The organism is Pseudomonas sp. Hp2 (genome assembly GCF_006386585.1).
GTDB lineage: Bacteria > Pseudomonadota > Gammaproteobacteria > Xanthomonadales > Xanthomonadaceae > Pseudomonas_S > Pseudomonas_S boreopolis.
Window position 1 is genome coordinate 978,649 of the sequence record NZ_VAHJ01000001.1, and the last position, 22,555, is coordinate 1,001,203.

Annotated in this window: 22 protein-coding genes and 1 other RNA gene; 18 read left to right on the forward strand and 5 right to left on the reverse strand. The window is 69.9% G+C overall.

Features of this window, described 5'->3' with window-relative positions; genetic code table 11:
- The first annotated feature begins 111 nt into the window (after positions 1-111).
- From FD678_RS04060 to pepQ, 6 genes are all read left to right on the forward strand, one after another.
- Positions 112-501 (forward strand): VOC family protein, encoded by a 390-nt coding sequence (locus FD678_RS04060; protein ID WP_140719519.1) that lies wholly within the window; start codon positions 112-114, stop codon positions 499-501.
- Positions 498-1,097 (forward strand): RdgB/HAM1 family non-canonical purine NTP pyrophosphatase, encoded by a 600-nt coding sequence (gene rdgB / locus FD678_RS04065; protein ID WP_177497553.1) that lies wholly within the window; start codon positions 498-500, stop codon positions 1,095-1,097. Before FD678_RS04060 ends, rdgB begins: the two co-directional genes overlap by 4 nt.
- Before the next feature lie 113 nt (positions 1,098-1,210).
- Positions 1,211-2,377: a radical SAM family heme chaperone HemW gene (gene hemW, locus FD678_RS04070; protein WP_140719523.1), complete on the forward strand. Its 1,167-nt coding sequence runs from the start codon at positions 1,211-1,213 to the stop codon at positions 2,375-2,377.
- A gap of 430 nt (positions 2,378-2,807) precedes the next feature.
- Positions 2,808-5,063: a DUF1631 domain-containing protein gene (locus FD678_RS04075; RefSeq protein ID WP_218569482.1), complete on the forward strand. Its 2,256-nt coding sequence runs from the start codon at positions 2,808-2,810 to the stop codon at positions 5,061-5,063.
- Positions 5,060-5,395 carry a PilZ domain-containing protein gene (locus FD678_RS04080; protein WP_140719527.1) on the forward strand — a complete coding sequence of 112 codons (336 nt, stop codon included), beginning with the start codon at positions 5,060-5,062 and terminating at the stop codon, positions 5,393-5,395. Before FD678_RS04075 ends, FD678_RS04080 begins: the two co-directional genes overlap by 4 nt.
- Positions 5,396-5,485: 90 nt before the next feature.
- A complete protein-coding gene (gene pepQ / locus FD678_RS04085) occupies positions 5,486-6,811 on the forward strand; it encodes a Xaa-Pro dipeptidase (protein ID WP_140719529.1) in 1,326 nt (441 codons plus the stop codon).
- Between the two features lie 113 nt (positions 6,812-6,924).
- Here pepQ and pepP read toward each other — a convergent pair whose 3' ends face one another.
- Together pepP and FD678_RS04095 are read right to left on the reverse strand one after the other, a co-directional pair.
- Complete coding sequence (gene pepP, locus FD678_RS04090) at positions 6,925-8,259, reverse strand: Xaa-Pro aminopeptidase (RefSeq protein ID WP_140719531.1); 1,335 nt, start codon at positions 8,257-8,259, stop codon at positions 6,925-6,927.
- Between the two features lie 27 nt (positions 8,260-8,286).
- Positions 8,287-8,838 (reverse strand): YecA/YgfB family protein, encoded by a 552-nt coding sequence (locus tag FD678_RS04095; protein ID WP_140719533.1) that lies wholly within the window; start codon positions 8,836-8,838, stop codon positions 8,287-8,289.
- A 306-nt stretch (positions 8,839-9,144) separates the two neighbouring features.
- Between FD678_RS04095 and FD678_RS04100 the strand changes: the two genes are divergently transcribed.
- The 7 genes from FD678_RS04100 to rpiA all read left to right on the forward strand — a co-directional run bounded on the left by FD678_RS04100 (position 9,145) and on the right by rpiA (position 13,583).
- Positions 9,145-10,620 carry a putative bifunctional diguanylate cyclase/phosphodiesterase gene (locus FD678_RS04100; protein ID WP_218569483.1) on the forward strand — a complete coding sequence of 492 codons (1,476 nt, stop codon included), beginning with the start codon at positions 9,145-9,147 and terminating at the stop codon, positions 10,618-10,620.
- Positions 10,617-10,874 (forward strand): TIGR02449 family protein, encoded by a 258-nt coding sequence (locus tag FD678_RS04105; protein WP_256661845.1) that lies wholly within the window; start codon positions 10,617-10,619, stop codon positions 10,872-10,874. Before FD678_RS04100 ends, FD678_RS04105 begins: the two co-directional genes overlap by 4 nt.
- A complete protein-coding gene (locus FD678_RS04110) occupies positions 10,871-11,173 on the forward strand; it encodes a cell division protein ZapA (protein ID WP_140719537.1) in 303 nt (100 codons plus the stop codon). Before FD678_RS04105 ends, FD678_RS04110 begins: the two co-directional genes overlap by 4 nt.
- Before the next feature lie 98 nt (positions 11,174-11,271).
- A non-coding RNA gene (gene ssrS / locus FD678_RS04115) (6S RNA) lies at positions 11,272-11,456 on the forward strand.
- A 315-nt stretch (positions 11,457-11,771) separates the two neighbouring features.
- Positions 11,772-12,365 (forward strand): 5-formyltetrahydrofolate cyclo-ligase, encoded by a 594-nt coding sequence (locus tag FD678_RS04120; protein ID WP_140719539.1) that lies wholly within the window; start codon positions 11,772-11,774, stop codon positions 12,363-12,365.
- Positions 12,362-12,832 (forward strand): EVE domain-containing protein, encoded by a 471-nt coding sequence (locus tag FD678_RS04125; protein WP_140719541.1) that lies wholly within the window; start codon positions 12,362-12,364, stop codon positions 12,830-12,832. The genes FD678_RS04120 and FD678_RS04125 overlap by 4 nt, the downstream gene beginning before the upstream one ends.
- 103 nt (positions 12,833-12,935) lie before the next feature.
- Complete coding sequence (rpiA, locus tag FD678_RS04130; RefSeq protein ID WP_140719544.1) at positions 12,936-13,583, forward strand: ribose-5-phosphate isomerase RpiA; 648 nt, start codon at positions 12,936-12,938, stop codon at positions 13,581-13,583.
- Between the two features lie 88 nt (positions 13,584-13,671).
- Here the strand turns inward: rpiA and FD678_RS04135 are convergent, their stop codons facing one another.
- Positions 13,672-14,058: a helix-turn-helix domain-containing protein gene (locus FD678_RS04135; RefSeq protein ID WP_140719546.1), complete on the reverse strand. Its 387-nt coding sequence runs from the start codon at positions 14,056-14,058 to the stop codon at positions 13,672-13,674.
- A gap of 113 nt (positions 14,059-14,171) precedes the next feature.
- On the opposite strand from FD678_RS04135, the gene FD678_RS04140 reads away from it, so the two are divergent.
- The 3 genes from FD678_RS04140 to FD678_RS04150 all read left to right on the forward strand — a co-directional run bounded on the left by FD678_RS04140 (position 14,172) and on the right by FD678_RS04150 (position 16,147).
- The gene (locus FD678_RS04140) at positions 14,172-14,690 is read left to right on the forward strand and encodes a hypothetical protein (protein WP_140719548.1); all 519 of its coding nucleotides are present in this window, start codon (positions 14,172-14,174) and stop codon (positions 14,688-14,690) included.
- 55 nt (positions 14,691-14,745) lie between these two features.
- Positions 14,746-15,198: a DUF192 domain-containing protein gene (locus FD678_RS04145; protein ID WP_140719550.1), complete on the forward strand. Its 453-nt coding sequence runs from the start codon at positions 14,746-14,748 to the stop codon at positions 15,196-15,198.
- 106 nt (positions 15,199-15,304) lie between these two features.
- Positions 15,305-16,147: a SirB1 family protein gene (locus FD678_RS04150; protein ID WP_140719552.1), complete on the forward strand. Its 843-nt coding sequence runs from the start codon at positions 15,305-15,307 to the stop codon at positions 16,145-16,147.
- Between the two features lie 262 nt (positions 16,148-16,409).
- On the opposite strand, the gene FD678_RS04155 is transcribed toward FD678_RS04150, so the two are convergent.
- Positions 16,410-16,598 carry a rubredoxin gene (locus FD678_RS04155; protein ID WP_140719554.1) on the reverse strand — a complete coding sequence of 63 codons (189 nt, stop codon included), beginning with the start codon at positions 16,596-16,598 and terminating at the stop codon, positions 16,410-16,412.
- 68 nt (positions 16,599-16,666) lie between these two features.
- Between FD678_RS04155 and thiE the strand changes: the two genes are divergently transcribed.
- Positions 16,667-17,296, forward strand: a complete 630-nt coding sequence (gene thiE / locus FD678_RS04160) for a thiamine phosphate synthase (protein WP_140719557.1) — start codon at positions 16,667-16,669, stop codon at positions 17,294-17,296.
- 142 nt (positions 17,297-17,438) lie between these two features.
- On the opposite strand, the gene FD678_RS04165 is transcribed toward thiE, so the two are convergent.
- Positions 17,439-20,627 carry a TonB-dependent receptor domain-containing protein gene (locus FD678_RS04165; RefSeq protein ID WP_140719559.1) on the reverse strand — a complete coding sequence of 1,063 codons (3,189 nt, stop codon included), beginning with the start codon at positions 20,625-20,627 and terminating at the stop codon, positions 17,439-17,441.
- 547 nt (positions 20,628-21,174) lie between these two features.
- Here FD678_RS04165 and hemL point away from each other — a divergent pair.
- Positions 21,175-22,464, forward strand: coding sequence for a glutamate-1-semialdehyde 2,1-aminomutase (hemL, locus tag FD678_RS04170; RefSeq protein WP_140719561.1), 1,290 nt, complete (start codon positions 21,175-21,177; stop codon positions 22,462-22,464).
- The last annotated feature ends 91 nt before the right edge of the window (positions 22,465-22,555 follow it).

The window sequence follows — 22,555 nt, forward strand, 5'->3', positions numbered from 1 at the left end:
CGTCCGGGGGTGTTGCGTGACGCGCCCCCTGGCGTTGAGGGGCCGTCGGGTCGATTCGCGCGACGCCGGCTGGCGGCCTTCCCGCCCCCACCCGATGACGGGCTCTGCACGATGAACCGCCGGCTGGCCCTGGTCACCCTAGTGGTGGCCGACTACGACGAAGCGATCGCCTGGTTCACCGGCAAGCTCGGGTTCGAGCTGGTGCAGGACCTCGACCAGGGCCGCAAGCGCTGGGTCGTCGTCGCCCCGCCCGGCGGCCGCGGCGCCGGCCTCCTGCTCGCGCGCGCCAGCGACGAGGCGCAGCGCGCCCGCATCGGCGACCAGACCGGCGGCCGGGTCGGCTTCTTCCTGCACACCGACGACTTCTGGCGCGACTACCGGGCGATGCGCGGCCACGGCGTCGAGTTCCTCGAGGAACCGCGCGAGGAACCCTATGCGACGGTCGCGGTGTTCCGCGACCTCTACGGCAATACCTGGGACCTGCTGGAACCGAAATCATGAAGACACTGGTACTGGCCAGCGGCAACGCCGGCAAGCTCGAAGAACTGCGCGCAATGCTCGCGCACCTGCCATTGCGGATCGTCGCGCAGGGCGAACTCGGCGTGGAGGACGTGCCGGAAACCGGCCTGACCTTCGTCGAGAACGCGCTGATCAAGGCCCGCCACGCCAGCGCGGTCACCGGCCTGCCGGCGCTGGCCGACGACTCGGGCCTGATCGTCGACGCGCTCGGCGGCGCGCCCGGGCTGTACAGCGCGCGCTATGCAGGCACCCCGACCGATGCCGCGGCCAACAACGCCAAGCTGCTGGAGGCGATGCGCGAGGTGCCCGCCGGCCAGCGCGGCGCGCGCTTCTACGCGGTGATCGTGCTGCTGCGCCACCCCGAGGACCCGCAGCCGTTGATCGCCGAGGGCAGCTGGGAAGGCGAGATCACCTTCGAACCGCGCGGCAGCGGCGGCTTCGGCTACAACCCGGTGTTCTTCGACCGCGAGCACGGCATGACCGCCGCGGAGATGGATGCCGCCACCAAGAACCGGCTCAGCCACCGCGCCCGCGCGCTGGAGCAGCTGCGCGAGCAACTGGCGCGCTTCCAGGGCTGAACCGCCGCGCGTCGCCGCCCTTCTCATGCAGAGGAGCGGCCCCAGCCGCGATGCCCCCCTCCCGGCGAACCTCACCGCGGCTGGAGCCGCTCCTGCGCAACGCACAGCCCGCCATGGCCTCCATGCTCATTCCTCCACCGCTTTCGCTCTACGTGCACCTGCCCTGGTGCGTGCGCAAGTGCCCGTATTGCGATTTCAACTCGCACGCGGCCAAGGGGGCGCTGTCGTTCGACGCCTATGTCGACGCGCTGGTGCGCGACCTCGATTTCGACCTGCCGCTGGTCTGGGGCCGGGTGGTCAACAGCGTGTTCTTCGGCGGCGGCACGCCCAGCCTGTTCCCGCCCGAGGCGATCGACCGCTTCCTGCAGGCCGCCAGCGCGCGGCTGCGTTTCGCGCCGAACCTGGAAATCACCCTGGAGACCAACCCCGGCACCGCCGAGCACGGCCGCTTCGACCGCTATCTCGCCGCCGGGGTGAACCGGATCAGCTTCGGCATCCAGAGCTTCGACGACGGCGCGCTGAAGCGCCTGGGCCGCATCCACGACAGCGGCGAAGCCGAGCGCGCGGTCAAGCTGGCGCAGGACGCCGGCTACGACAACCTCAACCTCGACCTGATGTACGCCCTGCCCGAACAGACCCTGGCGCAGGCCGAAGCCGACCTCGAACGCGCCTTCGCGCTGGCGCCGGCGCACATCTCGCACTACCAGCTGACGCTGGAGCCGAACACGGTCTTCTACGCCAGACCGCCACAAGGCATTCCCGACGACGACGCGGCCTGGGACATGCAGGAGCACTGCCAGCGCCTGCTGGCCGAGGCCGGCTACGTCCAGTACGAAGTCAGCGCCTACGCCCGTCCCGGCCGGCAGTGCGCGCACAACCTCAACTACTGGCGCTTCGGCGACTACCTGGGCATCGGCGCCGGCGCGCACGGCAAGATCAGCTCCGGCGCGGAGCAGCACGTAGTGCGGCGCTGGAAGCACAAACACCCGCAGGCGTTCCTGGACAGCGCCGGCAGCGCGCAGGCGATCGGCGGCGACGACATCGTCCCGCCCGGGCGACTGCCGTTCGAGTACATGCTCAACCTGCTGCGCCTGCACGAAGGCTTCCGCCTGGCCGACTTCGAGGCCCGCACCGGACTACCCCGCAGCACCATCGCCACGCCGCTGGCGCAGGCCCGCGAACGCGGCTGGCTCGAACCGGACGGGACCGGCGAACGCTGGACGCCCACCGAACTGGGCCGTCGCTTCACCAACGACGTGATCGAGCTGTTCTTGGACTGACGGGAGAGCAAGACAACGGCGGTTGCCGTTGCTCGCGACCTTGCCGTTGTCGTTGCTCCGCCTTTGACTCGCCGGGCCCATTCGCAGCGGCGGGGCCAGCGGAAGAAACCCGAAGGGCGACATGCATGGGCACACCCGAAAAGGCGAAAGCTTCTGCTTCCAGAACAAAAGCAAAGGCCGAACCACGCCGGCAAGGCCCGCCAGGACTGAAGCCCCTCCCGCGAGGTTCCCTCACCCGGTCGAACGATATCGGCAAGAAACGCCGGAACTTAAGCCCTTCCCCGAAGAAAAAACGCCTGCTGGCCGCTCCCCCGGCAACGTGGTTACATAACGCCCCTCCCAGGGAAATCCGGCGTCACCCGCGATGTCAGCGTCCGCATCCCCTCCGCCCATCGGCCCGGCAGATCCATGGACTGCATCGCCGGTTTCCGTGCGCGCACGCGGGATCCTGCAAGCGCTGCATGCCCGGTTCGCGCAGTCCCTGGCCAACCCGCTCAAGCTGACCATGGTCGAGCTCGAGCGCGAACTGTTCCGGCAAGCCGAGCGCACCGCCAGCCACATGCAGGCGGACCTCCACGCGGAGATGCAGCGCGTGCGCAGCCAGGGCGAACGCTTCGAAACATCGATGATCTCCGGCCTGGCCGACGCGCTGGCGCTGCGGCCCGCCCCCGAGCGCAAGCAAGACCCCGGCGAACCGGCGGAACTGTCGCTGGCCCTGGTCGAGCACATCGACATCGACCGCGACATCGCCCTCCACGACATCGCGCGGCGCGAGTCGCTGCGCTGCGGCACCTCGCTGCAGTTGCTGGCGCAGCGCTTCGGCGTGCTCGCCGCGCGGCCGGCCTTCGAGATCGAGCAGATACCGATCGGCCCGCACGCGCTGTGCCGGATATTGCGCGACGCCGGCGAAACGCTCGGGCTGCGCCTGGGCACCCAACTGCTGCTCTACCGCGCGTTCGAAGCGCAGATGCGCGACCGCCTCGTCGAACTGCTCGAACGCGCCAACGCGCTGCTCGCCCACGAGGGCGTGCTGCCCGGATTGGTCTACCTGCCCTACCTGGGCCGCCGCTCGCCGCGGCGGCGCCCGGCCGGTCCGCCGGATGCCGCATCGCCGGGCGCGCCATCCACCCCCGCCGGCATGCGCCCTTCGACCAGTTGGGCCGGCCAGGGCCCGGCCGCGTCCTGGCACGGCGCGATACTGGGCGGGCATCCGGGCGCGGGGACGCCACTTCCCGTTCCTGGCGGTCCAGCCACGGCCCCCGCATCCACCGGCGACGAACGCCATGCGCAGGACCTCGCGCGCCTGCGACAGTGGCTCGACGTCGCCCGCAGCGCCCCCGCCGGCACGTCGCCCGCGCCGCCCCGGCCCGCCACGCTGTCCCAGGCGCTCGGCCTGCTGCAGGCACGCTCGCAAGCCGGGCACCCCATGCCTCCGGCAGCCGGGCGCAGCATCCGCGACGTGCGCCAGCAGTTGCTCGCGATGCTGCGCGAGGCGCACGGACCGCAGGCGGACCTCTCCGCGCAGGACCACGACACCTTCGACCTGCTCGGCCTGCTCTACGGCGAAGTCGCGCGCGAAGTGAAGCCCGGCTCGCCGGCGGCGGGGCTGCTGGAACGGTTGCAGGTGCCGGTCGCGCGCGCCGCGCTCGCCGACCCCACCTTCTTCGTGCGCGACCGGCATCCCGCGCGCGAGCTGCTCAACGCCGTAGCCGAATCCGGCGCGACCTGGCTGGCCGAGGACGACACCGATCCGCAACTGCTGCAGGAACTGGCCCGCGCCGTGGACCAGGTCGTCGATCGCTACCAGGGCGACGACGCCGTGTTCGAACAGGCCCATCGGCAAGTCCACGCGCACCGCGAGGCGCAGGCGCGCAAGGCGGAGATGGCTGAACGCCGCCACGTCGAGGCCGCGCGCGGCAAGGAACGGCTGGAGCTGGCCAAGCGGCTGGCCGGTGACAGCATCGATCGCCTGTGCGAGCAGGCCGGCCCGCCCCGGTTCGTGCAGACCCTGCTCAGGCAGGCCTGGTCGGACGTGCTGACGCTGACCCTGCTGCGGCAGGGCGAGTCGTCCGGGGAATGGGAAGAGCGGCGGAAACTCACCGCCCGCATTGCCGAAGCGACGTGCCGGCCCGCCGGCGGAACGCCGGACACCGCGCTCGGCGGCGAGATCGAGCAGGCCCTGGTGCAGGTCGGCTACCCCGCCGACGAAGCCGCCGCGATCGCCCGTCGGCTGTCCACGCCCGGAGGCCAGGACGACGCCACCTCGCGCACCGAACTGGCCGCCCGGCTCAAGGCACGCCCGCGCCTGGGCGGCATGGACGGAACCCCGTCCACGCCCGCCGCGCCGCGCACGCCTGCCGAACAGGCCTGCCATGACCAGCTGCGCACGTTGCCGTTCGGCACCTGGTTCGAATTCCTCGCGCCGGCGCAGGGCACCGCGCAGCGGCGCCGCCTGTCCTGGTACAGCCCGGTCACCGACCATGCCCTGTTCGTCAACCAGCGCGGGCAGAAGGCCGGCGAGTACTCGCTGGATGCCCTGGCCCGGATGATGGCGGACGGCCGGCTGCGCATCGTCACCGAGGAGCGCAGCCGCAGCATCGACCGCGCTTGGCAAGCCGCGGTGCGCATGCTGCGGTCCCTGGCCGCTCCCTCGCATCCGGCGCCGCCGCAGGAGCCCTCCGCATGAGCCACGACACGCGCCGCTCGCCGCGCCGCCAGCCCACCGGCACGATCCCGGTGCACGACTTCATCGCCGATGCGCCGATCGGCCGGCTCGGCAACCTGTCCGAAGGCGGCATGCTGCTGCTCGCCTCCGTGCCGCTGGTGGAGGATGCGCTCTACCAGCTCCGCTTTGCCCTGCCGGACCGCGACGGCCGCCAGGTCGAGATCGACGCGGGCGTGCACCTGCTGTGGTCCGAGCCGGCGCATGCGCCCGGCCAGGCCTGGGCCGGCTTCCGCTTCGTCGCGCTTTCCGATGCGCATCGCGAGCGCCTGCGCGAATGGGTCGGCGGGGCCTAGCCCTACGGCGTTGACGGGCCCCGAAGCGGCGCCTCGCGCGATCTTGCGGCAAAATCGATGTCTTTCCGCAACACCGGACGAGCCATCGCCATGACCGTGCAAGACCCTGCCGCGCTGTATCCGGCGCACCTCACCGTCCTCAGGCAGCGCGCAGACGAGGCGCTGGCGCGCGGCGGCTTCGACCACCTCGTGGTTCCCAGCGGCACGCTGCACTACCAGGCCTTCGACGATCGCGACTACCCGTACGCGGTCAACCCGCAGTTCAAGGCCTGGGTGCCGCTGACCCGGGTGCCGAACAGCTGGCTGGTGCATACGCCGGGCGAACGGCCGAAGGTGATCTTCCACCAGCCCTTCGACTACTGGCACGTGGTGCCGGATGCGCCGAGCGGCTGGTGGGTCGAGCATTGCGACGTGCACATCATCCGCACGCCGCGGGAAGCGCTGGCGCTGCTGCCGAAGGACGCCGCGCGCTGCGCGATCCTGGGCGAGCCGCAGAGCGCGCTCGGCGACTACGCGCCCAACAACCCGGACGCCGTGGTGAACTACCTGGAGTACCACCGCGCCTTCAAGACGCCGTACGAGCTGGCGCTGATGCGCCAGGCGCAGGCGCTGGCGGTGCGCGGCCATCGCGCCGCCGAGGCCGCCTTCCGCGCCGGCCACAGCGAGTTCGCGATCCACATGGCGTACTGCAGCGCCGTGGGCCAGGACGCCAACGACCTGCCCTACGGCAACATCGTCGCGCTCAACGAGCATGGCGCCGTGCTGCACTACACCGAGCTGGACCGCACCGCGCCGCCGTCGCTGCGCAGTTTCCTGATCGACGCGGGCGCGTCCGCCCACGGCTACGCCAGCGACATCACCCGCACCTACGCGGCCGATACCGGCAGCGAGTTCCAGGCCCTGATCTATGCGGTCGACAAGGCGCAGCTGGCCATGGGCCGGGCGGTGCGCGCCGGCTTCGACTACAAGCAACTGCACATCGACGCGCACCTGGCGCTGATGGGCGTGCTCAAGGAGTTCGGCGTCATCACCGTCTCGCCCGAGGCGGCGCTGGCCACCGGCGTCAGCGCGGCGTTCTTCCCGCACGGCATCGGCCACGGCATCGGCCTGCAGGTGCACGACGTGGCCGGCTTCGCCGCCAGCGACCGCGGCGGCCGCATCGAGCGGCCGGCCGGCCACCCCTACCTGCGCCTGACCCGCGTGCTGGAGCCGGGCATGGTGGTGACCATCGAGCCCGGCCTCTACTTCATCGACATGCTGCTCGACGAGGTGAAGAAGGCCGGCCACGCCGCCAGCGTGGACTGGAAGCGCGTGGACCAGTTCAAGCCCTACGGCGGCATCCGCATCGAGGACGAGGTCGCGTGCACCGACGGCGAGCCGGAGAACCTGACCCGGCCGGCGTTCTTGGCCACCTGAGGGTGGCCGTGATTCGTGATTCGTGATTGGTAAAAGCGGAGGGCCGCGCATTGGGCGGCCCTCTTTCACGGTTCAGCTGCAGGCAGTTGTTTTAACGAATCACGAATCACCAATCACGAATCACGCCCCTTCCCCATCTCCGCCTCGATCTCCTCCGCCGTGCGCGCCAGCGCCGCCGTCAGCACGTGGTGCCCGTCCTCGGTGATCACCACGTTGTCCTCGATGCGGATGCCGATGCCGCGCCACTTCGGCTCGACGCTGGCGTCGTCCGGCGCGATGTACAGGCCGGGCTCGATCGTGAACGCCATGCCCGGCTCGAGCAGGCGCGACTCGCCGGCGAGCTTGTAGTCGCCCACGTCGTGCACGTCCAGCCCGAGCCAATGGCCGGTCTTGTGGCGGTAGAAGCGCTTGTAGCTGCCGTCGACGATGTTCTCCTCCAGGTCGCCCTTCAGCAGGCCCAGCCGCAGCAGCCCCTCGGTCAGCACCTCGACCGCGGCCAGGTGGCCTTCCTCGTAGGGAACGCCCGGCCGGGCCTGCTCCAGCGCCGCCGCCTGCGCCGCGACCACCAGGTCGTGCAGCGCGCGCTGTTCCTTGCTGAAGCGCCCGTCGACCGGGAACGTGCGGGTGATGTCCGAGGCGTAGCCGCGGTACTCGGCACCGGCGTCGATCAACACCAGTTCGCCCTCGCGCACGCGGGCGTTGTTGGCGCGATAGTGCAGCACGCAGGCGTTGGCCCCGGCCCCGACGATGCTGCCGTAGGCCGGCCAGGCATCGGCGGCGCGGAACTCGCGCTCGATGTCCGCCTGCAGTTCGTACTCATGGATGCCCGGGCGCGCCGAGCGCATCGCCACGCGATGGGCCCGCACGCTGATGTCGGCGGCGCGCTGCATCAGGGCGATCTCGTCGCGCGACTTGAACAGGCGCTGCTCGTGCAGCAGGTGCCCGAGCTCCAGGAACTCGTGCGGCGGCTGCGCGCCGTGGCGTACCTGCGCACGCACCCGGTTGACCCAGCCGATCAGCTTGAGATCGAAGTCGGCGTCGCGGCCGAAGTGGTAGTAGACCCGCGAGCGTCCTTCCAGCAGCCCCGGCAGGATGTCGTCCAGGTCCTCGATCGGGTACGCGTCGTCCATGCCGTACTGCTCGACCGCGCCCTCCTGCCCGATGCGCGGCCCATCCCAGGCCTCGCGCTCGGGGTCGCGCTCGCGGCAGAACAGGATGACCTCGCCGTGCCTGCGGCCCGGCACCAGCACCAGCACCGCGTCCGGCTCCGGAAACCCGCTCAGGTACCAGAAATCGGAATCCTGGCGATAGGGATAATGCGTGTCGTGGCTGCGCACGCGCTCGGGAGCCGCAGGCAGCACCAGGATCGCGTGCTCGCCCGCCATCTCCATCAGCTGCCTGCGGCGGCGCGCGTACTCGGCCGCGCCGATGCCGGTGAGCTTCTTCATCAGCACCCGTCCCGCTCCCGGCAGGCCTTAGTTCAAGCGTTGCCGGTAGCGCGGGCCGAGCACGCAATCGCTGTGCAGCAACAGCACCGCCACGCGCACGAACTCCTCGATCTCGGCCAGCGCGTCCTCGTCTTCCTCGGTGCTGTCGAAATCGGCGCTGGACGCCTGCGCCAGCTTGGCGAGGTCGCGCAGCGCCTCCTCGCCGTCCTCCGACAGCGCCGGCCGCTTGCCCGAGACCAGGCCGAAGCTTCCCAGGAAGGCCCGGCACCACTCGAACAGCGCATCGGCGCGGGCCGCCAGCGGTGCGCTGTCTTCCGCCAGCAACAGCTCGAAGGCGAAGTCGCGGTCCTCCAACTGGGTGGACGTGGCCTGCCGCAGCTGGTCGAGCGCCCCGGCCGGCGCCGGCGCGGGCAGGCTGTCGTCGGCGAAGATGCGCGCCGGCCAGCGCTCGCTGTCCTCGCCGCCGGCGGCCAGCCAGCCGCTCAATCCGCCGTGCAATTCCGCCGCGCTGGCGGCCAGTCCCAACTGTTGGCTCTCGCGTTGCACGGCCAGCACGTCGGGCAGGTGATTCGTGGTCATTCCGCAATCTCGATCCGGTGGACGATGGCGGACGGACGACGGTCCTTCCACCCAGATCGCGCAGTGTAGCAACCGGCACCCACCGGCCCGGCCCGTTGCTTCGCCCCGCTGCGTGCCCCGGGTCGAGCACGAGGAGGAAACGGGCCCCCTCCCGCCACTGCGCGAGGAGCCGTCCCGGCCGGTCCTCCGCGGCCCGGCGCGGTCCGTTCCGGGACCGGACTGCGCATGCCCGGCCATCGCCTTGTGCGGCTTCCACGTCGGCGCCTACACTCTGCCGCCTCCATCCAAAAGAGTGACCCCCGTCCCATGTTGCCCGCCTGCGTCGTCGTGGGGTCCGCCGCGCCGATGCCGGCGCTACCGGCCTGGACCGCGGCGCTGGCCGTGGCCTGCGCCGGCCTCGTCGGGGGCTGGCTGTGGCTCTCCCGGCGCGGGCACCGCCGCGCCCACCGGGCCACCGAACGGGCGATGCAGCACCTGGCCCGGCACGATGCGCTGACCGGCCTGCCCAACCGGGCCGTGCTGTCCGAACGCCTGGAACAGGCGCTCGGGCGCGGCGCGCGGCTCGCGGTGCTGTTCCTCGACCTGGACCGTTTCAAGGACATCAACGATTCGATGGGCCATGGCGCGGGCGACCGCGTGCTGCGGCTGGTGGCCGAACGCCTGCGCCAGGCCATGCCGCGGGAGGCCACCATCGCCCGTTTCGGCGGCGACGAGTTCGCCATCGTGCTCGAGGACCTCGCCCACGCCGAGGAAGCCGAACAGGCCGCGCGCCGGCTGCTGGCCGGTTTCGAGGGGCCGTTCGTGCTGGACGAGGCGCGCGCGGTGGCGATCTCCCCCTCGATCGGCATCAGCCTGTTCCCCGACCATGCCCGCCGGCCGGATCCGCTGGTCGAGTCCGCCGAGGCGGCGATGTACCGCGCCAAGGCCGCCGGGCGGCGCACCTACCGGCTCCACTCGCCGCCCATGGACGAAGGCGCGCGCCAGCGCGCGCTGTTGACCAATGCGCTGCGGCGCCTGCGCATCGAGGACGAGCTGCGCCTGGTCTACCAGCCGCGCTATTCGTTGCGCGAGGACCGCATCGTCGGCTTCGAGGCCTTGATGCGCTGGGACAGCCCGGAGTTCGGCTCGGTCTCGCCGGACCGCTTCATCCCGCTCGCCGAGCAGACCGGCCTGATCGTGGCCTTCGGCGAATGGGCGCTGCGCCAGGCGTGCCTGCGGCTGCAGCAGTGGGCTCAGCGCGGCATCGACAACATCGCCATGTCGGTCAACATCTCGGCGGTCCAGCTCGACCATGGCCACCTGCCCGCCACGCTGGAGCGCATCCTGCACGAGACCGGCGTGGCCCCCGGCCGGCTCGAACTCGAACTGACCGAGAGCGCCGCCCTGGACGACGCGCCCGGCAATGCCGGCGCGCTGCGCGCGCTGCGCGAACTCGGCGTGGGCCTGGCGATCGACGACTTCGGCACCGGCTATTCCTCGCTCGCCTACCTCAAGCGCCTGCCGGTGGACACGCTCAAGATCGACCAGGAATTCATCGTCGACCTCAACCGCGACCCCGACGACCGGGCGATCACCAGCACCATCATCGCCATGGCGCGGGCGCTGTCGCTGAAGGTGGTCGCCGAAGGCGTGGAGGACTCGGCCCAGCTCGACTTCCTGCGCCGCCACGGCTGCGACGAGATCCAGGGCTACCTGGTCTCGCCGGCGCTCGAGCCGGAGGCCTGCGAGATCCTGCTGCGGCGCAAGCCGCTGGTCGGGCAAGTCGAGCCGCTGCCATCTTGACCGTCGCTCCGGCCGACGCCTATCTTCCGCGCATGGACAACGCCGACGCCCTCGCCCAGCTCCGCGCACTGGCCGCGCGCGTGGAGGCGTTGGTCGAACGCAGCCAGCGCCTGGCCGACGAGAACCGCAGCCTGCGCCACCAGCAGGAGCAGCTGATCGGCGAACGTTCGCAACTGCTGGCCAAGAATGAACAGGCGCGCTCGCGGGTGGAGGGAATGATCGCCCGCCTCAAGTCGCTGGAGCAGCACACGTGAGCCACGCCAGCGAACCGGTCAGCGTCCGCATCCTCGACCGCGAATACACCGTCGGCGTCACTGCCGAGGAGCGCGACAGCCTGGCCGCCGCCGCGCGCCTGCTCGACGCGCGCATGCGCGAGATCCGCGGCAGCAACCGGATGGCTGCGCTGGACCGGGTCGCGGTGCTGGCCGCGCTCAACCTGGCCCACGAGCTGCAGCAACTGCGCGACGAGCAGGCGCAGTACAACCGCGAACTGGCGCGCACGCTGGACGAACTGAACCGGCGCATGGACAACCTGCCCGATACACTGCGTTGAAACCCAATGCGGCTCCCGATGGAAAAAATGAATTCCCCGGGAACCGGCAACCGACGAACGGCCTTCCCAGCCGGGGCGTGGCGGCTATAATGGCCACGCGTTCTCTGCTGTGAACGACGGCGTGTGCAAACATTCGCCTTGTCCCTTAATGACGACCACGGGGGCGCGACGACGCCGGGTGTGCAAGTCCGCCTTGCAGCGGAAAGCCCGATGGCCTCCCAGCGTTCCCACTTGAACCCCGGGTTCAAGGTCGTTTCGCACGCATCGTCACCGCGGAGAATGCAATATTCCAGGAACGGCGCCGCAAGGCGCCGTTTCTTTTTTGCGAGTCCTTCGCAGGGGCTCGCACATCCGTGTGCGGGGATCCAAAGGGCGAGTCCCCGCAAGCGCCCGCAGATCACGTGCGTGGATCCCGAGGGTGGGGCCCTCGCGGCGGTCCACGCGATCCTTTTCCCTTCAGGTGCGGTTGCCCAAAGCGGCGAATGAGGCGTGGGCGACGCCCCGGGGTATTGAGCTGCACGCGGCCTCGCCCCTACCCTGCCCCCACCCTCTCGTCCGAAGCGAAGAGGGGCCCTTCTTCGCTGCGCTCCTTCCGCCAATGACCACTCCAGACCGCGACGCCTTGCGCCGGCACCTGCGCGAACGCCGCCGCGCGATCCCCGCCGCCGAGCGCATCGCCGCCGCCGATGCCCTGGCCGAGCGCCTGCTCGCGCTGCCGTTCGCGCCGCGCGAAGGCCATGTCGCCGGCTACTGGGCGATGGACGGCGAGATCGGCCTGCATCGCTGGCAGCTTTCCCTGCCGTCCGGCGTGCGCTACTGCCTGCCGGTGCTGCACGGCAAGCACCTGCGGTTCGCGCCGTGGCGCCCGGGCGAACCGCTCAAGCCCAATCGCTACGGCATTCCCGAGCCCGACGTGGATCCCACCACCGCCTTGCCCGCCGAGGCGATGGCCCTGGTGGTCGCGCCGCTGGTGGGCTTCGATGCGGCCGGCCACCGGCTGGGCATGGGAGGCGGCTGGTATGATCGCAGCTTCGCGTTCCGGCATCGCCAGGCGCCGCCGCCCTGGCTGGTCGGCGTCGGCTTCGCCGCACAGCAGACCCCCGCGCTCGCGGTCGAGGACTGGGATGTCCCGGTCGATGCGGTCTGCACCGAACTGGCCACCTTCCCTTCCCGCGACACCCTTCCCGCATGACCGCCCGCAAGCGCTACTGGCTGATGAAGTCCGAACCGGACGCCTTCTCGATCGACGACCTGGAACGGGTCGGCACCGAGCCCTGGAACGGGGTGCGCAACTACCAGGCGCGCAACTTCATGCGCGACGGCATGAAGGTCGGCGACGGCGTGCTGTTCTACCACTCCAATGCCAAGGTGCCGGGCATCGTCGGGCTGGCCACGGTCGCCAGCGAAGCCTACCCGGACGAGACCCAGTTCGACCCGAAGTCGGACTACTACGATCCCAAGGCCAGCCGCGAACAGCCGCGCTGGTTCCTGGTGGACGTGGCGTTCGAGCGCAAGCTCGCGCGGACCATCCCGCTGGACGAGATCAAGCGGCATGCCGAGGCGCTGGGCGAAGGCTTCCCGTTGACCGCGCGCGGCAACCGGCTGTCGGTGTTCCCGGTCACCGCCGCGCAGTGGAAGCTGCTGCTGTCGCTGGAGTAGCCGGGATTCGTGATTCGTGATTGGTGATTCGCAAAAGCACCAGCCCACGGCTCACGCATCGCTTTTCACCAATCACGAATCACCAATCACGAATCACGTCCCCATGAGCGAAGCGAAACGGCTGGCCGCCGAAAAGGCCATCGACTACATCGAGGACGGCATGATCGTCGGCGTCGGCACCGGTTCGACCGTGGCCTACTTCATCGACGCGCTGGGCCGGATCAAGCACCGCATCAAGGGCGCCGTCTCCAGTTCCGAGCAGAGCACCGCGCGCCTGCTCCAGCACGGCATCGAGGTGCTGGACCTCAACCACACCGGCACGCTGTCGCTGTACGTGGACGGCGCCGACGAATGCGATCCCCACAAGTGCCTGATCAAGGGCGGCGGCGCGGCGCTGACCCGCGAGAAGATCATCGCCGAGGCCAGCAAGCAATTCGTGTGCATCGTCGATCCGAGCAAGCGCGTGCCGGTGCTGGGCGCGTTCCCGCTGCCGGTCGAGGTGATCCCGATGGCGCGCAGCCTGGTCGCGCGCGAGATCCTGGCGCTCACCGGCGGACAGCCGGTCTGGCGCCAGGGCGTGGTCACCGACAACGGCAACGTGGTGCTGGACGTGCACAACCTGCACATCGCCGACCCGGTGAAGCTCGAGGCCCAGCTCAACCAGATCCCGGGCGTGGTCTGCGTGGGCCTGTTCGCGCGCCGTCGTGCCGACGTGGTGATCGTCGGCGGCGAACCGCCGCAGGTGTTCTGAGCGGCCAGCCTTCCGCGGGGGCGGCACGGGCCGCTCCCCGTGCGAGTCCACCGATGGCGGCCCCCGTCGCGCCGCGCGGCGTCCAGGCTCAGGACTTCTTGCCCGCCAGCGCCTGTACCAGTTCCCCCACCAGTTCGCGCTGCCGCAACGGCAACGCGAGATAGGCCTCGATCACCTCGCGCTCGCGCGTCCCGGCCTGGGGCGGCCAGGGCGCCTGCGGCTCGCTCACCCGGTGCCCGCCGCCATAGCGCAACAGGTGCGGCGCCACGCCGAACAGGTCGGCCAGCACCTGCAGCTTGTCCTGCTCGGGGATCGAGCGCCCGCGCAACCAGCGCGACACGCTCTGGAACGTCACCGAACGCCCCGCATAGCGCGCGTTGAACAGACGGAACAGCACCGCCGGGCGCGGCTCGTAGCCATTGGCGCGCATCGCCTCGGCCAGGCGGCGGGAGAACTGATGATGTTCGTCGCTCATGGCGCGCAACGTTACGTAGCACGCTCAGCGTGAACTCACCTATCACTTCCATTATAGTGAACTTATTGGTTTCATAGCCGCAAGGACGTTCCGCCCACCGAAAGGAGACACCCATGCACCAGCACCTGCGTGGCCCGTCGCCGGCCCTGTCCGGCCCGGCGCTGTCGATCGCCGTCTACGCTTCGCTCGACTATCGCCGGCATTACGCCGACCTGCTGTCGCGCCACCCGCAGCCGCGCCAGGCCATGGCCGAGCTCGGCCTGTTCCGGTTCTGGCTGGCCTGCCGTGCGCGCCAGCCGGGCCTGCCGGGGGCGACACCGGCGGGCGACGTCCTGTTCGATCCGGCCCGTCCGCCGCGCGGATGGCCACTGCCGCTGCACCTGCAGGACTGCGACGTGCAGGACGAACTCGGCGCCGGCATCGTGCACCTGGTCGAGAGCCGCTTCGATCTCTACGACCGCTTCTTCAGCCTCGGCCGCCACGCCGAGGATCCGCTGGGCCTGGACGCCGTGTCCCTCGCCCTGGCCTGCCAGCTGTTCACTCAGCCGCCGCCCGCGATACTGGAGCGGCTGCGGCGCGAAAGCCGGCAACTGTTCGACCAGCTGACCCGGATCCCGGCCGGAACCGCTTGACGAACCCGGCCCCCTTCCCCGAAGGTGCGCAGCGCCCCACTGCCGGAACCCCGCCATGAATGCCCTGCTTCGCGCCTGCGTGCTGTCCCTGATGATGCTGGCCAGCGGTTGCGCCAGTGCCGGCGGCAAATGGGTGGAACTGTCCGGCCAGCGCTATCAGGTCGAGCTGGCGCAGGACGATGCCTCGCGCGCGCGCGGGCTGATGTTCCGCGACGAGATGGCGGCCGACCACGGCATGCTGTTCATCCACGACGCCACCGAACCGCAGGCGTACTGGATGAAGAACACCAAGATCCCGCTGGACATCCTGTATTTCGACGAGCAGCGCCGGCTGGTGTCGCAACAGCGCGACGTACCGCCGTGCTCGGCCGGCAACGCCTGCCCGGCCTATCCCAGCAACCGGCCGGCGCGCTACGTGCTGGAACTCAATGCCGGGCAGGCCCGGCGGCTGGACCTGCAGGACGGCGCGGAGCTGGTCTTCGGCCCCGGCATCCCCACGCTGCACTGACCTGCCGATCCGCGCGAGCCCGCACGCCCCCGCGCGGGGCTCGCCCCGTCGTCGTCCGCGCCCGCCGGACTTGAAGATGCCACGTTTTGCCTCCAGTCTTTGCGGCATGGGGGAACGACTCACATTGCCCGTCTGGAACACGCTGGCGAAGCAGGACGACGACTCACTGCCGCTGCTGGCGACCGCGCTGCTGATCGCGCGCGACGAATATCCCGAGCTCGACGCCGACCGCTACGACGCGCTGGTGCAGAACCACGTCGACCACCTGCGCCACGAGGTCGAGTCGATCGACCCGTGGCCGCTGAAGATGGCCGCGGTCAACCGCCACCTGTTCGACGAGCTCGGCTACTCGGGCAACCACGACGAGTACTACGACCCGCGCAACAGCTACCTCAACCAGGTCTTCGAGCGCCGCCTCGGCAACCCGATCTCGCTGGCGATGGTGCAGATGGAGGTGGCGCGCCGGCTCGGCATCCCGCTCGACGGCGTGTCGTTCCCGGGCCACTTCCTGGTGCGCCTGCCGGTGGACGACGGATTGCTGGTGATGGATCCGTTCAACGGCGGCCGCCCGCTCGGCGTGGACGAGCTGCGCGAACGCGCCCGCCCGCACCTGGGCGAGATCCCCGACGACGGCGCCCTGGCGCGCATCCTCGACCCGGCCCCGCACCGCGCCATCCTGGTCCGCGTGCTGCGCAACCTGCACGGCGTGTACGCCGACGAGGCGCAATGGGACCGGGCCGCGCGCAGTGCCGACCGCATCCTCAAGCTGATGCCCGACCAGGCCGAAGCGTTGCGCGACCGCGGCCTGGCCTACCTGCAGCTCGGCCATGCCAGCGGTGCCCGCGAGGACCTCTCGCGCTACCTGCAGCTGAATCCCCAGGCACAGGATGCGGCCGGCATGCGCGAGCACCTGATCGACCTGGGCAGCCAGCCGGTTTACGCGCATTAGCGCAGCGCGAGCAGCGCCTTGGAACGCCCACGCCGCTGGCGCGGGCCGGGGCGCGGGCGTTGGGGCGAGAACGGGCGAAACCTCATGTAGGTTGAGCATGCACGAGGCTTCGCCCGTACTCTCATCCGGCGCTTCGCGCCACCTTCTCCGGAGGGGAAGGGAAAAGCGGGCACTCCGCTCCGCGTCCGGCCCGGTGCAGCGCACCGCGCGTTCAGGCGTGTGGCGAGCCAACGGCTCGCAAGCCACCCGGAGCGAGAAGGAACTACAGCTCCACCATCTCGAAATCGTCCTTGGTCACGCCGCAGTCCGGGCAGGTCCAGGTGTCCGGGATGTCCTCCCAGCGCGTGCCTGGCGCGATGCCCTCCTCCGGCAGGCCGTCGGCCTCGTGGTAGATGAAGCCGCAGACGACGCACATCCAGCTGCGATAGGTGGTCTCGGGCGTGTTGCTCATCGGATAATCGCGGTGCGGATGGGACTTCGCATTGTCCCATCCCGCCCTCCGTTCAGGAAGCTTTGCCGATGACCGTCCCCCCTGCCGTCCGTGGCGTCTACCTCGTCACTCCCGACGAGCCCGATACCGAGCGCCTGCTGGCGCGCACGCGGCCGCTGCTCGGCGGAATCGCCTGGCTGCAGTACCGCAACAAGCAGGCCGACGCGGCGCTGCGCCGCGAACAGGCTTCGGCCCTGCAGGCGCTGTGCGCCGCGGCCGGCGTGCCGCTGATCGTCAACGACGACGCGAAGCTGGCGCAGGCGGTCGGCGCCGCCGGGGTGCACCTGGGCGCCAACGATGGCGACATCGCCGAGGTCCGCGCGCTGCTCGGTCCGGAGGCGATCGTCGGCGCCGGCTGCTACGACCAGCTCGAGCGTGCCGAGCGCGCGGTCGCGGCCGGCGCCAGCTACGTGGGCTTCGGCGCGTTCTTCCCCAGCCCGAGCAAGCGGACGACCTGCCGGGCCACGCCGCAGTTGCTGCGCGATGCCGCGCCCCTGGGCGTGCCGCGCGTGGCGATCGGCGGCTTGACGCCGGACAACTGCGGCCCGGCCATCGATGCGGGGGCCGAGCTGGTCGCGACGATCAGCAGCGTGTACTCGGCGGACGATCCGCTGGCGGTGTTGCGGGCCTATCGCGCCCGCTTCGGCTTGGTCGGATAGGCAAGAACGCGCGTTACGCCTGGAATGAAGTGGGAGGGACTTTGGTCCCGACGCTTTACCGATCCTGGCAAAGCCTCGGGACTGAAGCCCCTCCCACAGAAAGCTGCGCTCCGGCCCGCCGGACGGCGGGCCGGAGACCCGGTCAGTAGTCGTAGCTCACCGTCAGCCTTGCGTAGCGCGGCGCCTGGTAGGCGACCGGCTGGTTCCACAGTGGGTTCACCGAGCCGTCCGGCAGCTGCGAGAACGGATAGATGTTGGTCGCGGTCTGCTCGTTGGTGATGTTGAACACATTGAGGTTGAACGCCAGTTTGCCGTCGGCGAAGCCGGGCTTGTAGGTCACGCCCACGTCCAACTGGTTGATCCAGCCGAGCCTGCCGTGCGAGCCGGGAGGCGACGGCTCGCCGACGCCGGTCTGCGGGTTGTAGCAATAGTGGTAGGGACCGCCGGTGATCGCGCTGCCGCCGTAGCCGGCCGGATCCCTGCCGCTGTAGTCGTCGCCGTAGTAATTGCCCAGGCAGCTGCGCGGCGCGCCCGAGATCAGGCTGAGGTTGCCGGAGACGCCCCACTCGCGGGTCAGCTGGTAGTAGCCGTACAACTTGATCTGGTGGCGATGGTCGTTGGACTGGTCGCCATTGAAATGCTCCATCAGCGCCGGGTGGTCCCAGCTCTGGGTGGTGGAGACGGAGGCCTGCCCCTGGTAGCTGCCCAGCGTGCCGCCGGTGCGCCACAGGTCCGAACGCAGCTGGCCCTCGGTGGTGCCGTAGCTGTGCGACCACACGTAGTTCAGCTTGGCGTACCACTTGCCGTCGAACGGGCGCTCCAGGTTGAACTCGAGCGCGGAGTAGTTGCGCTTGAACTTCGGGAAGCCGGATGCTTCGCGGCTCACCTTGATTTCATGGAACTGGCCGTCGGTGCCGATCACGCCCCAGGTGTTGGTCTGCCCGGGATTGATCAGGGCCGCGCCGGACACCTTGGACCAGTCGATCGTCACGCCTTGCGCCGCCGCCGCGTCGATCAGCGCGGTATTGGACACGTCGTAGTTCTGGTCGTCGATGCCGGCGTTCAGGCGCCGGTGCGTGCCGCGGACGCCGAATACCCAGCCGCTTTCGAACTGCTTGGCGAAGCCGAGGATGATCTCGTCCTGGTTCTCGCCCTCGATGTCCTTGGCCACGGCCGTGCGTATGTCCGCGATGCGGCCGAAGCGCGAGTTGGCCGAAACCGCCGAGCCCAACTGCTGGGAGATGATCGGCGATCCGTCGGCATTGATGCCGCTGTAGGTGAAATAGGTGTCGGTGTTGATGGCGGGCGTGAACAACCCCACCGGCGACAACGGCAGGCCCAGGTAGTAGCGGCCGATGTTGCCGTAGACCTTCAGGCTGGAATCGCCGTTGACGTCCCAGCTGAAGCCCAGGCGCGGCGCCCATGCGTCGTCGACGTTGATGTAAGCCTGGCCGAAGGGCGTGTAGTTGGTGAACTCGTCCTTGCGCAGGCCCAGGCTGAGCAGCAGGTTGTCGGTGACCTGCCATTTATCCTCGATGTAGTACGCCTTCTGCTTGGCTTCATAGGAATACAGGCTGGTGTTGACGTTGCGGACCACGTAGTAGCCCTGCGAGCCGTAGGTGGGATCGACCAGGCCCGGGCTCGGTGCGCCTACGCCGCCGGCCTCGTTCGCCGATTGGCTGACCAGGCCGCCCGTCTGCAGGCCGTACGGGTCGTTGGTCCGCCCATAGGTCCACGAGTAGCCGGGCCCCGACAGGATCGAGCCGATGTCGATGCCTTCCGATTTCTGGTTGTCGATGCCGACGCTGACGGCATGGTCGCCCAGGCGCCATTCCAGGTTCAGGCGCAGGTTGTCCTTCTCATACGCGCGGTCGGAAGCGCTGACCGACACCACCTTCTGCGCCCCCTCGATCTCGTTGCCGCCGTTGTAGGCGGGGTTCTGCAGGGGCGCATCGATGATGCGCGCACCGTTGGCCGGATCGTACTGGTAGGGCGTGACCCGGTCGGGCGTGCGCATCTTGCCGTACAGCGCCGTCAGGGTGACGTTGTCGCCGAAATAGCCGGTGTACTTGGCCGTGTTGAGCGTCGGGCCGGTCTCCTGCTTCTGGTCGTCGGCGTAATAGGTGGTGCGCTCGCGGTTCGCGTAGTCGTAGTTGTAGATCTTCCCGCCCGTCTCGGACTTGTCGCCGGCGCTGGTGAATTCCAGCAGGTGGTTATCGGTGATGTACCAATCCAGCTTGGCGTACCAGCGCTTCTGCGTGTAGTCGTAGTCGGTCAGGCCACCGCTGGTGCCTACGCCGGAACTGCTGATGCCGGCGCCCACGTCGCGATTGCTCGCCACGCGGATGCCGTCGGACTTGACCTCCTCGGCGGCCAGGAAGAAGAACAGCCTGTCCTTCACGATCGGGCCGCCGACATAAGCGCTATAGGTGGTCGAACTGGCTTCGGCCTCGCTCTGCGGCTGGTACAAGCCGTTGGCCGCGCGCGCGTAGTTGTAGGCGGTGTTGTTGACCGTGGAGGCCTGGCTGTCCGGCCGCCAGTACAGGTCGCGCTGCTTGGCCTTCAGGCCGTCCGGCTCCCAGACCACTGCCGCGCCGAACTTCCATTCGTTGGTGCCGCGTTTGCCGATCTGGTTGATCACGCCGCCGTTGCTGCGGCCGTACTGCGCGCCGTAGCCGCCGGTGAAGATTTCCTGCTGGTCGATGGCGCCGTAGGGCAAGGTCAGGCCGCCCAGGCCGCGGGCCGGGTCGGTGGTATTGAAGCCGTTGAGGTAGTACGCGTTCTCCGACGCCGCCGAGCCGCCGAAACTGGGCAGCGACCCGCCCAGTGGGCCGTTGTCGAAGCCGCCGCTGTTGACGACCACGCCCGGCGCGAGCAGCGCGATCGCTTCGGCGCTGCGCCCGAGCGGCAGCTGTTGCAGCTGTTCGGCGGAGATGACGGTGCGGGTATCAACACTGGAAACGTCGATCGCCTGCAGGCGCGAGCCGACCACGCTGATGCTGTCCAGCGTCTGCATCGCGCCCGCGGCGAAGGACACGTCCGTGTTCGCGCCGACGGTGAGACTGATGTTCTCGCGGCTGTCGAGCACCGCCCCGTCCCGCTTCACGGTGACCTTGTAGGTGCCCAGCGGCAGGTTGCCGACGCTGTAGCGGCCGCGCTCGTCCACCGGCACTTCGCGGCTGAAGCCGCTGTTGTTCTCCACCAATACCGTCTTGCCGGCGCCGTCGGCCACGCTGCCGACGATGCTGCCGGTGGTGGATTGCGCGTGCGCGCCGCCGATGGCGACCGCCAAGGCCAAGGCCAGGGCGCGCCTCTGGATGACTTTGTTCATGCTTTCTCTATTCCCCGGAATGAAAATCGTCGATGACGAAACGAACGGCAGAGGTGGCCTGCCAGCGCGGGACCACCGGAACACTTTGTTCAGGGGGGATGGCATCTGCCCAATAACCATCGGCCATGACTTCATGTCCCCGCTCCGCCGAGAGTGGCCGAGCAGGTCGCGGCTCCGGAATCGCCACGGCGGGTAGGTCCGCACCGGCCGGGTAGGGCGTGTCATCCAATCCCGAGCAGGTCGCGCCGTCGCTACGCGTGCTCGGAGCAAGGAAGAGCGAGGAAGTGGACGTCCGTCCACGCCCGAGTGATGACGCGGCTCCGGGCGCGCGCAGCGGCGGCCCTCCGGGTTGGCTCTGGAAAGCCGCCAGTCGGCGCCGCGCGGCTTGACCTGACTGCCAGTCAGGCGCTGCGCCACGCAACACCAACTGACGGCTTTCCAGAGCCAACGCGACCTGTTCGGGATTGGATGACACGCCCTAGGCGCGGACCGGAGGAAGCCGCGACAATAGGCGCCCGTCTTCCCCGCAGCCTCCGAGGATCCGCCGATGCACAACGCCCGTTCCCACGATCTCTTCGCCCAGGCGCAGGCGCTGATTCCCGGCGGCGTGAACTCGCCGGTGCGCGCGTTCAAGTCGGTCGGCGGCGAGCCGTTCTTCGTGCAGCGCGCGGATGGCGCCTACCTGTTCGACGTGGACGGCAACCGCTACATCGACTACGTGGGCTCGTGGGGCCCGATGATCGTCGGGCACAACCATCCGGCGGTACGCGAGGCCGTCGAGAAGGCGGTGCGCGACGGACTGTCGTTCGGCGCGCCGTGCCCGGCCGAGGTGGCGATGGCGCAGGCCATCACCCGGCTGGTGCCGTCATGCGAGATGGTGCGGATGGTGAATTCCGGCACCGAGGCGACGCTGTCGGCCATCCGCCTGGCGCGCGGCGCCACCGGGCGCCAGCGCATCGTCAAGTTCGAGGGCTGCTACCACGGCCACGGCGACTCGTTCCTGGTCAAGGCCGGCAGCGGCATGCTCACGCTCGGCGTGCCGACCTCGCCGGGCGTGCCGGCCGGGCTGAGCGAGCTGACCGCCACGCTCAGCTACAACGACTTCGAAGGGGCGACGCGGCTGTTCGACGAGATCGGCGGCGAGATCGCCGCGGTGATCATCGAACCGGTGGTCGGCAACGCCAACTGCATCCCGCCGCGGCCCGGCTACCTGCAGCACCTGCGCGAGCTGTGCACGCAGCACGGCGCGCTGCTGATCTTCGACGAGGTGATGACCGGCTTCCGGGTCGCCCTGGGCGGCGCGCAGGCGCTTTACGGGATCGCGCCGGACCTGACCACCTTCGGCAAGATCATCGGCGGCGGCATGCCGGTCGGCGCCTATGGCGGCCGGCGCGAGCTGATGGCGCAGATCGCGCCGAGCGGGCCGATCTACCAGGCCGGCACGCTCAGCGGCAACCCGGTGGCGATGGCAGCGGGCCTGGCGATGCTGGAACTGATCCAGGCGCCGGGTTTCCACGACCGGCTCGCCGCGGCCACGGCCACCCTGTGCGACGGGCTGGAGGCCGCCGCGCGCGAGGCCGGGGTCGCCGTCACCACCAACCGCGTGGGGGCGATGTTCGGTGTGTTCTTCACCGACCAGAAGGTGGAGACCTATGCCCAGGCCACCGCGTGCGACATCCCGGCCTTCAACCGCTTCTTCCACGCGATGCTGGAGCGCGGCGTGTTCCTGGCGCCCTCGGCGTACGAGGCGGGCTTCGTGTCGAGCGCGCACGACGCGGCGACGATCGAGGCGACCGTGGCCGCGGCGCGCGAGGCGTTCCGCGCCAGCGCCGGCTGACGGAAGCCGCTTCCGCAAAGCCGCTCCCTGATTGATGGCAGCTATCGAGCCGGTGTCGCTGGAGCGCCGGCGACGCGGCGTGATCGCAGGC